The following is a 10,751-nucleotide window of genomic DNA, read 5'->3' on the forward strand; positions in this document are numbered from 1 at the left end:
CCTTTCTATTCCGCCCTGGCGGCGTCCAGCTCGGCAAGCACCTCGGCGGTGTCCGCCCCGAGCTCCGGCGCATATCCGGCGATGTGGCCCGGGGTTCGGGAGAACCAGGTCGGCACACCCGGCATCCGCACCCGGCCGTGCGGGGTGTCGACGGTCTCGAACAACCCGACCGCGTTGAGGTGCTCGTTCTCGAACAACTCATCCGGCGTGAGCATGGGCGCCGCCGGGATCTCCAGTTCCGCGAACAGATCCAGCCACTCCGCGGTGGTGCGTTCCTTGAGGGTTTGGGCCACCAGCCCATACACGGTGTCGATCTGGTGGGCCCGCTGTTCGAGGGTCGCGTACTCGGAACTGTTCCAGGTGGGCTGCACGCGATCGATGAAAGCGTTCCAGTGCTTGTCGTTGTAGACAAGGGCGGCGATGTGGCCGTCCTTGGTCTCGTACGGCCTGCGGTTGGGCGTGACCGCCCGCGGATACACCGCCGGGCTCAGCGGTGGGTCGAACATGGCGCCATTGGCATGCTCGACGAGCATGAAGGAGGCCATGGTCTCGAACATGCTGACCTCGACCTCCTGGCCTTCACCGGTGCGTTCCCGGTGGAACAACGCCATCGTCGTGGCGTACAGCGCGGTCAGGCCGGCCACCTTGTCGGCCATGATGGTGCCGACGTAGGAGGCCTCACCGGTCAATTGCTGTTGCACGGCAGGCAATCCGCACTCTGCCTGGATGGTGTCGTCGTAGGCCGGGCGGTCGGCGTCCGGACCGCGCCGGCCGTAGCCATAGCAGTTGGTGTAGACGATGCCCGGATTGATCGCCGCCACATCGTCGTAGCCGAAGCCGAGCTTGCTGATGGCCTTCGCGCGCATCGAGTGGATGAACACGTCGGCGTCGGCGATCAGGGCCCGCAGGTCCGCCTTGCCCTGCTCGGATCGCAGGTCCAGCACCACACTGCGCTTGCCGCGGTTGACATTGACGAACACCCCGCTCATCCCGGGCGCCGGGCCCACCGAGATATAGCGGGTGTTGTCGCCTGCCGGGGTCTCGACCTTGATGACGTCGGCACCCATGTCCGCCATGATCTGAGTGCAGTACGGCCCCATCACCATCGCCGTGAGATCGACGACCCGAACTCCCTGCAGTGGACCGGCTCTCATGAACTGACCCCCTCTGCCGCGCGCGCAAAGCTATAACGGATGTGGTCAGCGTGACCGTCCGGAACCACCGGGAAGATCACCGGCTCGCTCACGTCACGGATGTGGTCCATCTGCTCCCCCACCTCTTCGACCGTCCACGACGGTTGGTACACCCCCGGTGACTCGGCAACGACGGCGCGGGCAATCCGTCCGGCGATCGCCACGAAGAATTCGCCTGTGACCGAACAGGAGTCATGCGTCAACCAGCCCACCGCCGGGGCGACCAGATCCGCGCCCATCGGCGGATAAGCCGACGTGTCCAGCCCTTCGGCCATCCGGGTCACCGCGCCCGGAACGATCGCGTTGCACAGCACACCGTCGGCGGCACCCTCCAGTGCCACGACATTGCACAGCCCGAGAATCCCGGCCTTGGCCGCAGCGTAGTTGGCCACCTCATGGTTGCCGTAGAGTCCGCCGATCGACGAGGTCAGCACCACGCGCCCGTACCCGGCCGCGCACATGTACGGAAATGCTGGGCGCACAACGTGGAACGCTCCACGCAGGTGCACGTCGAGCACCGCGTCGAAATCGTCATAGCTCATCTCCTTGAGCGATGCGCGCCTCACCGTGCCGGCGTTGTGGATCAAGATGTCGACACGGCCGAAGCGCTCGACGGCGGCGTCGATGATGGCCTGACCGCCTTCTGCCGTTGCCACCGAATCGGTGACGGCGATGGCTTCACCACCGGCTGAGACGATTTCATCCACCACCTGCTGCGCCGGGGCGGTGTCGGTGCCATCTCCCGTGAGACTGCCCCCGGGGTCGTTGACGACAACCTTCGCGCCCCTCGACGCCAGCAACAGGGCGTACTCGCGGCCCAGTCCCCGCCCGGCACCGGTGATGACGGCGACACGATCGTCGAATCTGAGAGTGCTCAAGCGAAGGGCTCCTCGCCCTCGAGCTTGGTGCGCTGCAACAGCCGGCCGGACATCGGGTCATAGGGCGTGGCCCGGTGCATGGTTCCGGTGTTGTCCCAGATCACCAGGTCACCGACTGTCCACTTGTGTCGGTAGGTGAACTCCGGCTGGGTGGCCCAATCCCGCAGCCGCACCAGCAGTTCGGCGCTCTTGCGGAAGTCGATCGGGCCGTCGGCATCGACGATGTGGCGAGCGGTGGCACCGAGCACGAGCGACTTGCGGCCGGACTGATGGGTCCACACCAACGGCAGTTCCCGATCGCCGATGGCCATCATGCGGCGCAGAGCCTTGGCGCTGGGTTCCGGGTCGTAGTAGAACATCGTGTTCCACGCCGAATGCATGGCCTGCAGGCCCTCGATCTCAGCCTTGTCCTCGTCGGACAGGTCCTCATAGGCGGCGTAGGTGTTGCAGAACTCGGTGTCACCCTCCTCCGGGTTCCCCAACGCCACGCTCTGCAGCAGTGAGGCCAGGATCGGGACCTCGTTCATCGTCCCGTCGATGTGCCAGTACAGCGAACCCTTGAGATAGTCGGCCTGCGTGTTCACCTCGGTGTCGAGGGAGACCTTGTACAGCTTCTCGCCGTGGTGCTCGGGAGCGAACGTGCCGAGGGTTTCGGTGAACGCGATCTGCTCGTCGTCGGTGAACCCGATCTGCGGGAACACCAGCACCCCCCGCTGCTCGAGCAGTTCGCGGATCCGCCCGGCATGTTCGCCGGAGAGCAGCGTGCCCTTGTCGGTCCGGATCTCGGTTCCGATGCGCGGCTTGATGTCCCGGGTGTCGAGCGCAGTTGTCGTCGTCATGTGGTGAGCTCTAATCCGTCGAGATCGCCCTTGGCCCGCCATTCCGCGATCAACTCGTCGAAGGCGTAGAACCCGGGCGAGTAGAAATCGCCGAGGAACGCCCCATTGCGTTCCTGGCCGCCGCGGCCCTCGTTGTTGTAGTAGCCGGGCGTGCACGACAGTTCGAACGCGGAGTTGTCGATCGCCAGTTCGCGAACCGTCGAGACCCAGGTGTTCTGGCCTTCTTGGCTTGGCTCGACCGTGGTGGCGCCCCGGTTCTGCGCCTCGGCGACGATGTAGGCGATGTGCTCGGCCTGTTGTTCGAACATCGCCGTGGTGTTGGCCGAGACGCCGCCCTGGATGAAGCCCATGAAGAACTGGTTGGGGAATCCACGGCTGGTCATGCCGTGCAGTGTCTTGTAGTCGTTCTGCCAGTAGTCGAACAGCGACAGCCCGTCACGGCCCACGATGCGCTCGATCGCGAACCGGCGGCTGATCTCGGTGGAGATCTCGAATCCGCTGGCGAAGATCACGCAGTCGACCTCGTATTCGACCCCGTCGGCGACGATTCCCTTCTCGGTGAGCCGTTCCACGCCCTTGGATGCCGACACGTCGACCAGGGTCACGTTGGGGCGGTTGAACGTTTCCAGATAGTGCTCACTGGACGTCGGCCGCTTGCACATGAAGCGGTAGTACGGCTTCAGCGCCTCGGCCGTCGCGGGGTCCTCGACGATCTCGTCGACGAGACGGCGCAGCCGCTCCATGATCTTGAAGTCTTCTTCTTCACGGAAGGCCATGATCTGCTCGATGGTCACCTCGGCCGGATTCTCGCTGGCCGCGATCCGGGCGGTCAGGTTGCGTCCGAGCTCGGTCCAGAAGTCGCAGACCAGGTCTGGTTCGCCGAACACCACACCGACGAAGGGCGACCAGTTGTGGAAGTTGCGCTTCCGCTCTTCCTGCCAACCGGGTTGCAGGGACGCCGCCCACACCGGATCGGTGGGCGGGTTGGTACGCGCGTCCACCGATGACGGGGTCCGCTGGAAGACGAACAACTCCTTGGCGTCGCGGCCGAGGTGCGGCACCAGCTGGATGCCGGTCGCGCCGGTGCCGACCAGCGCCACGCGTTTGTCGGCCAACTTGTCCAAGCCGCCGTCGGCGTCTCCACCCGTGTAGTCGTAATCCCAACGTGCGGAGTGGAAAACGTGCCCTTTGAAGTCCTTGATTCCGGGGATCCCGGGCAGCTTCGGACGGTTGTAGGAGCCTTGCGCCATCACCACGAACCGGGCCCGGATCTCGTCGCCGCGGTCGGTCGTGATCTGCCAACGCTGCGTCGAGTCGTCCCAGAGCAGTTCGCGCACCTGCGTGGAGAACAGGGCGCCGTCATACAGGCCGAAATGCTTGCCGATGTTGCGGCAGTGCTGGAAGATCTCGGCGCCGTCGGCGAACTTCTTGCTCGGCATGAAGTCGAGCTCTTCGAGCAGCGGGATGTAGCAGTAGGCGTCGTTGTCGCACTGGATTCCCGGGAATCGGTTCCAATACCACACCCCGCCGAAGTCACCGGCCATCTCGATGACCCGGATGCCCTCGACGCCGGCCTTCTTCAGGTACGCGCCCGCCAGCAGGCCGGCAAAGCCACCACCGAGGATGACGACGTCGGAATCCTCGCTGATCGGATCCCGTTCGGTCACCGTGGTGTACGGGTCAACCTCGTAGAAGTCGGCGAATTCGCCTTCCAGTTCCAGGTACTGGTCGGCACCCTCGGGCCGTAGCCGCTTGGCCCGCTCGGCGGCGTACTTCTCCCGGATCGCGTCGACGTCGATGTCGGTGGGAGTGTCGGTGGGCCCGCAGGTGTCCGGCTGGGTCATGCGTTGGCCTTCTCGGGCAGTGCGGCGGCGTGCAGTGGGGCGGGCATGTCGTGCACCGCGGGCAGCACCTCGGCGGCGAACAACTTGGTGGATTCCATCGCCTTCTCGTACGGCATGGTGCCGAACTGCGGGACGATGGTGACCTCGCAGAACGAGCACGCCTCTTGCGCGGCCTTGAGCTTCTCGAACACCGTCTCGGGGGTGCCGATCAGTAGGTTGGACGCGTGGTATCCGGGCGGGCCGCCCTTCTTCTGGTTGCCGACCTCCGAGGCCAGCACCGCCGTCGCGCTCGCCTCACGAGCGGCGTACGCCTCATAGCCCTTGACGCCCTTGAAGTTCGACGCGTCGGCAAAACCGTAGTGCACGTTGACGTCGCGGTTTGCGGTCCAGATCCACTCTTCAGTCTGTGCCACCTCGTCCTCGGAGCCCACGCAGTACATGAACATCACGTTCTTGGGCTGACATGGCCCCAGACCTTCTTCCGCGCGGAAGGTGTTGACCTTGCGCACCTCTTCGCCGGCATCGGTGATCGGCTTGTTGCCGACGAACAGTGGGACCATGCCGCGCCGGGACAGGATCTCCAGCGACTCCGCGGTCGAGGACGAGCTGTAGATGCGGTCGAACAGGTCGGTGCTGATCGGCTCGGGTCGCAGCGACATCTCGGGGAAGCTGAAGATCTTGCCGTCGTAGGAGAACCGCTCACCGGAGAAGGCCAGCTTGAGGATGTCCAGCGTCTCGTTGAAACGGTCGCGGCTCTCCTCGCGCGGCACACCCACCGCCGCGAACTCGCCCTTGGACACCCCGCGGCCCAGACCGATCGTGGTGTAACGCCCGTTGGAGACGATGTCGAGATAGGCGATCTGGGTGGCCAACCGAATCGGGTTCCACCACGGCACCACCGCCACGAATGTGCCCAGACTGACCCGCTCGGTGCGTCCGGCGAAGTAGGTCAGGGCCTGAATGGGGTTGGGCGTCATGCCATATGGCGTGCCATGGTGCTCGGGAAACCAGATCCCGTCGAAGCCGAGCGGCTCGGCGAGGTCGCCGAGGGCCAGCGCGTCCTGCACGCACTTGTAGTCCGGTGTAGCCGGCGGGGTGCTGAAGTCGCCGGCGAGCACACGCTCCCAGTCGTGGGAGTTCTGCGCTCCCGTACCCAGATTGACCTTCATGTTCGCTCCTTATTGGGCGATTTGTGGAGTTTCAGCCGTGTCCGGCACGGCTGAGACTCCACAAATCACTGGATGTCGGTGGGCTCTCCGGTGCCCATGTACTTGGAAAGTTGGTAGTGCAGGTTGACCGTGCTGCGTTCGCGGTAGGGGTTCGGCAGAGTTCCCGGGAAGCCTGCCGACTTCATCCCCTGCTGCACCGCCGCCATGTTCGAGAAGTCCTGTGGCAGCACCGACAGCCAGTTCGGTGAATCCTTCGGGGTGTAGGCCCACTCGGTCTGAGGCTCTTCACCTTTCGGGTACAGCTCGAAGACGGCGACCTCGAAGATGCACTTGTCCGGGTTGTAGCTCGGATCCGGGCGCGCGCTGTAGCACAGCGCGCTGGTCAGACCCTGCCCGACTTGGAAGTTCGGGAAGATCTGCCACGCCGTGCCGCTCTGCCCCAGGATGTCCGGCGGGATGGTCGGCCAGACCACGCCACGCGCCTCGTCATCGCGGCGGGCCGAGGCCAGCCAGTGCTGCAGCACCTCGTCGGCGGGGGTGCCCTCGGGCAGTTCGTCGACCAGCCGCTTGGCGGCGTTCACCAGGGTCTGCGTCGTCGTCGCGTTGGTCTCTTCCATGGTGTACACCTGCATCTCGGCGGTGGAGATGCGCGGATCACCGGTCCCCAGACGGATCTTGGACTTGGTCTCGTCCATACCTTTGGGCGCGTCGTAGCCGATGTTGCTGTGCTTGCCCTGCGCCTTCGCCCAGCCCTTGAACTCGCCGAACTGGTTGAACTCCGGGTGCGTGGTGAACACGTGGTAGGTCTCGTTGAAGGCCTCCATCGCGACCTTCCAGTTGCAGTCGAAGTACAACCACTTGCGCCACTTGTAGCGCATGTTCTCCAACCCGAACGGGTCGAGGATCTTGGCCGCCGGGTACAGGTAGTCGACCAACGGCTCGCAGTGCGGGTCCATGTTGATGAACAGCCACCCGCCCCAGGTGTCCACCTGCACGGGCGCCAGGTGCGTGTTGCGCGGAGTGAGCTTGCCCTGCCAGTCGTCCTGTTCCCGGATGTGGGTGCAGGCTCCGTCGAGGCCGTAGGTCCAGCCGTGGAATCCACACACGAAAGACTTCCGGGCCCGGCCGGTCGCGTTCTTGGCACCCTCGGGGTTGTCGATGAGCTTGCGTCCGCGGTGCATGCATACGTTGTGGTGCGCCGTGAATTCGTTGGGGCCCGTACGGACCACGATGATCGAGTCGTCGAGGATGTCGTAGGTCAGGTAACTGCCGATTTCGGGGATCTCCTCGACCCGGCCGACCTGCTGCCACACTTTGCGCCACAGCCGATCCCGTTCAGCGCGTGCGTATTCCGTGGAGATATAGGCCTCGACCGGGATGGTGGTCGGCTCAGACAGGTCCTCGGCGATGACTCCGGTCGAGTCGTCCGGTTCGGCGTCGACCTCCATCGCGGCGTCGAGATCGGTTTCGGTGTGCGCCATTAGATCCTCCTGATGGCTTCTCGGAAGTCGTCGTCCTTGAGGAACAGCGAGGTGTTGTCGGCGCCGAGGTGCGTCCAGCGCAGGTTCAGCCCGCCGTCGACCAGGATGGTCTGGCCGGTGATGTAGCTCGACAGATCCGAGAGCAGGAACAGGATGGCACCGGCCTGTTCCTCTGGGGTACCGCGCCGGCCCATGGCGATTGCCCGCTGGTCACGTTCGGGGTCGGCGTCGACATAGGTTGCCGAGGCGGCGGTTTCGGTGACACCGGGGGCAACGGCGTTGACCCGAATGCCTTCTGCGGCAAGCTCTGCGGCCATGGTTCGGGTGGCTGCCACGATCGCGGCCTTGGCGGTGCCGTAGGCGACGTGATACGGCGCGGTGTTCATCCCGCTGATCGAGGACACCGACACGATCGAACCCGAGGTCCCCTGGCTGCGGATCTCCGCGGCCACCGCCTGGCTCATGAAGAACATGGTTTCCAGGTTCGCCGTGAACAACTCGCGCCAGTCGGCCCGAGAAACCCGGGTCGCCGGCATCCAGGTCCACGGCGCCGCGCCGCCTGCGACATTCACCAGCCCGTACAACGTCCCTTCGGCGCGACGCGCCGCGTCCAGCACCGCGGCGATGCCCTCATCGGTCGAGGCGTCGGCGGCCACCGTCACCACGTTCAGTCCCTTGTCGGCCAGCGGCGCAACGTGCGTGTCGAGGTTGTCCTGCGATCGGCTCACCGCCACCACCGTGGCCCCGGCCTCGGCCGCCATCCGCGTGACCGTGGTGCCGATGCCGCCACCACCGGCGCCCGACACCACCACCACCCGGCCGTCCAAGCTCAGGGAACTGTCCATTCGCAACCCTTGCCGCTTAATTGTCCGGACAACAAATGAGGATCTTCATATTGGAGAACAATATTCCCCAGCATTTATTCAACCGTCAAGGGCCGATACGAGGTTTTCGGCGGCTATTGTCTGGACTACGACGAGTTGCTAACGTCCGAGGTCATGAGCGCCCCTCTGGTGTCTGACGCGAGATACTCCGCAAACCCGACCGTGGCTGAGGACTGGACGCTGGAGCAGGTCACCGGGCCCAGCCGGTTGTTCGGCGCGAATGGCCTGCGCACCGGCCCCGACGGCCGGATCTACGTCGCACAGGTCACCGGCAGCCAGATCAGCGCACTCAACCTGGACACCGGACAGCTGGAAACGGTCAGCGCCAAGGGCGGCGACATCATCGCTCCCGACGACGTGGCCTTCGATCCGGAGGGCAACCTCTACGCCACCGAGGTGATGGACGGCCGCGTCAGCGTGCGCTCGGCCGACGGCACCACCCGCGTTCTGCGCGACGACATCCCCTCGGCCAACGGCATCACCTTCCATCAGGGCCGGTTGTTCGTCGGAGAATGCCGCGAAGGCGGCCGCCTCATGGAGTTCGACCTGGCCGGCGGTGCCCCGCGCATCCTGCTGGAGGACGTGCCCTCGCCCAACGCGATGGAGGTCGGCCCCGACGGGCTGCTCTACTTCCCGGTGATGGGTGCCAACGAGATCTGGCGCATTGACCCCAACGGCGGCGAGCCGCAGGTGGTGGCCGGCGGGCTCGGGGTACCGGACTCGGTCAAGTTCGACGCCGACGGCTACATCGTCTCCACCCAGGTCGCCAGCGGCCAGGTGCTGCGCATCGACCCCCGCAGCGGCGAACAGACGCTACTGGCCCAGCTGACCCCCGGCCTGGACAACTGCACCTTCGTCGACGGCCGGCTGTTCGTCTCGAACTTCACCGGCGAGATCACCGAGATCCTGGCGGGCGGCAGCCAGGCGGTGCTGCCGGGCGGCTTGAACTGGCCGCTGGATCTGACCGTCGGCCCCGACGGCAACCTCTACGTCGCCGACGGCACCTACTTCTACCGGGTCGGCCCCGACGGGGACCTGCAGACCGTCGCAATGCTGTTCTCCCCCGGCTATCCGGGTTTCCTGCGCGGTGTGACCGCCTCGGGCCCGGGCGAATTCATCGTCACGACCGCCGCCGACACCGTCGCACGCTTCCACCCCGGGACAACCGACGACGAGGTGAGCCAGATCCTCGCCAGTGGCATCGACCAGCCCTACGGCGTGGCGCAGGCTCCCGACGGTTCCGTCGTAGTCGTCGAACAGGGTGCCGGACGCCTGCTTTCGGTGCGCGACGGCGCGGTGAGTGTGCTGGCGTCCGGCCTGGACACCCCGGTCGGTGTGGTGATCGGACCCGACGGCGCACCGCTGGTGTCGGTAGCCGGCGCCGTTCTCCGGGTGACCGACGGGACGGCACAGCCTCTGGTCGACGGATTGCACACGCCGCACGGCATTCTCGTGCGCGACGGCGTGCTCTACGTCGTCGACTCCGGCAGCAAGGAGCTCGTCGGCTACGACCTGAACGATGCGGGCCGCACCACGATCGCCACCGGGCTGCCGGTCGGTCCGCCGCCCGGAGTGACCCCCAAGCCGCTCAAGGGCATGCCGCCGTTCTCCGGGCCGCAGGGCCCATTCGCCGGGATCACCGCGGGAACCGATGGGACGCTCTACATCTCAGGTGACGGCGATGGCAGCGTGCTGGCGCTGCGCCGGAGCTGACACCATGACCATCACGCCGGCCGACCACCGCTACCTGCAGGTCGCGCGCACCCTGCGTAAGGAGATCGTCGACGGGGTCTATCCGGTGGGCTCGCAGTTGCCGACCGAACACGAACTGTGCGAGCGCTTCGAGGTCAGCCGCTACACCGTGCGCGAGGCCCTGCGCCGCCTGCGCGACGACAACCTCGTCACCTCACGTCCGCGGGCCGGAACCACGGTGGCCCAGCGGGCAGCGACCAATACCTATGCCCAGGACGTGGTCTCGATCAACGACCTGCTGGCCTTCGCCACCGGCGCCCAGTTCACCATCGAGTCCAATGCCATGGTCACCATCGACGGCGAATTGGCCGAACGCACCGGGCTTCCGCTCGGCGAGGAGTGGCTGGCGGTCCGCGGCTACCGGCAGGCCGATGACGATCCGGCACCGGTGTGCCGTACCGAGTACTACATCAACCGCAGCTTCGCCGCCGTCGGGCGTCTGCTGCAGCGTCATTCCGGTCCGATCTTCCCGCTGATCGAGGATCTCTTCGGAGTCAGCATTGTCGAAGTGCACCAGGAGATCTCGGCGATCGTCACTTCGCCCGAGCTCGCCGCGGGCCTCAAGGTCAGTCCCGGCTCCGCGGCCCTGCAGATGCAGCGCACCTACACCACCTCCGACGGAGAAATCGCCCAGGTCACCGTCAACACCCACCCGTCCGACCGGTTCCGTCATTCCATGACGATGCGCCGGGTCAAGGGCTGAGGAACGGT

At 65.7% G+C, this 10,751-nt stretch carries 9 protein-coding genes; 2 read left to right on the forward strand and 7 right to left on the reverse strand.

The annotated features are described in order from the left end of the window. Positions 1–5 precede the first annotated feature (5 nt). The 7 genes from BKG60_RS17185 to BKG60_RS17215 form a co-directional block, all read right to left on the reverse strand. Positions 6–1,154, reverse strand: coding sequence for a CaiB/BaiF CoA transferase family protein (locus tag BKG60_RS17185; protein WP_070944798.1), 1,149 nt, complete (start codon positions 1,152–1,154; stop codon positions 6–8). Then, the gene (locus BKG60_RS17190) at positions 1,151–2,071 is read right to left on the reverse strand and encodes an SDR family NAD(P)-dependent oxidoreductase (protein ID WP_070944797.1); all 921 of its coding nucleotides are present in this window, start codon (positions 2,069–2,071) and stop codon (positions 1,151–1,153) included. Before BKG60_RS17190 ends, BKG60_RS17185 begins: the two co-directional genes overlap by 4 nt. Beyond that, positions 2,068–2,910, reverse strand: a complete 843-nt coding sequence (locus BKG60_RS17195; RefSeq protein ID WP_070944796.1) for a TauD/TfdA dioxygenase family protein — start codon at positions 2,908–2,910, stop codon at positions 2,068–2,070. Before BKG60_RS17195 ends, BKG60_RS17190 begins: the two co-directional genes overlap by 4 nt. Continuing rightward, positions 2,907–4,754: a flavin-containing monooxygenase gene (locus tag BKG60_RS17200; protein ID WP_070944795.1), complete on the reverse strand. Its 1,848-nt coding sequence runs from the start codon at positions 4,752–4,754 to the stop codon at positions 2,907–2,909. The genes BKG60_RS17195 and BKG60_RS17200 overlap by 4 nt, the downstream gene beginning before the upstream one ends. Beyond that, positions 4,751–5,923, reverse strand: a complete 1,173-nt coding sequence (locus tag BKG60_RS17205; protein WP_070944794.1) for an LLM class flavin-dependent oxidoreductase — start codon at positions 5,921–5,923, stop codon at positions 4,751–4,753. Before BKG60_RS17205 ends, BKG60_RS17200 begins: the two co-directional genes overlap by 4 nt. Positions 5,924–5,988: 65 nt before the next feature. Then, complete coding sequence (locus tag BKG60_RS17210) at positions 5,989–7,404, reverse strand: aromatic ring-hydroxylating oxygenase subunit alpha (RefSeq protein ID WP_070944793.1); 1,416 nt, start codon at positions 7,402–7,404, stop codon at positions 5,989–5,991. Continuing rightward, positions 7,404–8,249: an SDR family NAD(P)-dependent oxidoreductase gene (locus BKG60_RS17215; protein WP_070944792.1), complete on the reverse strand. Its 846-nt coding sequence runs from the start codon at positions 8,247–8,249 to the stop codon at positions 7,404–7,406. Before BKG60_RS17215 ends, BKG60_RS17210 begins: the two co-directional genes overlap by 1 nt. 153 nt (positions 8,250–8,402) lie before the next feature. Between BKG60_RS17215 and BKG60_RS17220 the strand changes: the two genes are divergently transcribed. Both BKG60_RS17220 and BKG60_RS17225 read left to right on the forward strand, forming a co-directional pair. Then, positions 8,403–10,001: an SMP-30/gluconolactonase/LRE family protein gene (locus BKG60_RS17220; protein WP_070944791.1), complete on the forward strand. Its 1,599-nt coding sequence runs from the start codon at positions 8,403–8,405 to the stop codon at positions 9,999–10,001. A 4-nt stretch (positions 10,002–10,005) separates the two neighbouring features. Further along, positions 10,006–10,743 (forward strand): GntR family transcriptional regulator, encoded by a 738-nt coding sequence (locus tag BKG60_RS17225; RefSeq protein WP_070944887.1) that lies wholly within the window; start codon positions 10,006–10,008, stop codon positions 10,741–10,743. Positions 10,744–10,751 lie beyond the last annotated feature (8 nt).

It is taken from the genome of Mycobacterium syngnathidarum (assembly GCF_001942625.1).
In the GTDB taxonomy this organism is placed as follows: Bacteria; Actinomycetota; Actinomycetes; order Mycobacteriales; family Mycobacteriaceae; genus Mycobacterium; species Mycobacterium syngnathidarum.

Bases quoted from the DNA above. Each gene is read 5' to 3' on its own strand.
- BKG60_RS17200 (WP_070944795.1), bottom strand. From the start codon at position 4,754: ATGACCCAGCCGGACACCTGCGGGCCCACCGACACTCCCACCGACATC.
- BKG60_RS17195 (WP_070944796.1), bottom strand. From the start codon at position 2,910: ATGACGACGACAACTGCGCTCGACACCCGGGACATCAAGCCGCGCATC.
- BKG60_RS17205 (WP_070944794.1), bottom strand. From the start codon at position 5,923: ATGAAGGTCAATCTGGGTACGGGAGCGCAGAACTCCCACGACTGGGAG.
- BKG60_RS17185 (WP_070944798.1), bottom strand. From the start codon at position 1,154: ATGAGAGCCGGTCCACTGCAGGGAGTTCGGGTCGTCGATCTCACGGCG.
- BKG60_RS17210 (WP_070944793.1), bottom strand. From the start codon at position 7,404: ATGGCGCACACCGAAACCGATCTCGACGCCGCGATGGAGGTCGACGCC.
- BKG60_RS17215 (WP_070944792.1), bottom strand. From the start codon at position 8,249: ATGGACAGTTCCCTGAGCTTGGACGGCCGGGTGGTGGTGGTGTCGGGC.
- BKG60_RS17225 (WP_070944887.1), top strand. From the start codon at position 10,006: ATGACCATCACGCCGGCCGACCACCGCTACCTGCAGGTCGCGCGCACC.
- BKG60_RS17220 (WP_070944791.1), top strand. From the start codon at position 8,403: ATGAGCGCCCCTCTGGTGTCTGACGCGAGATACTCCGCAAACCCGACC.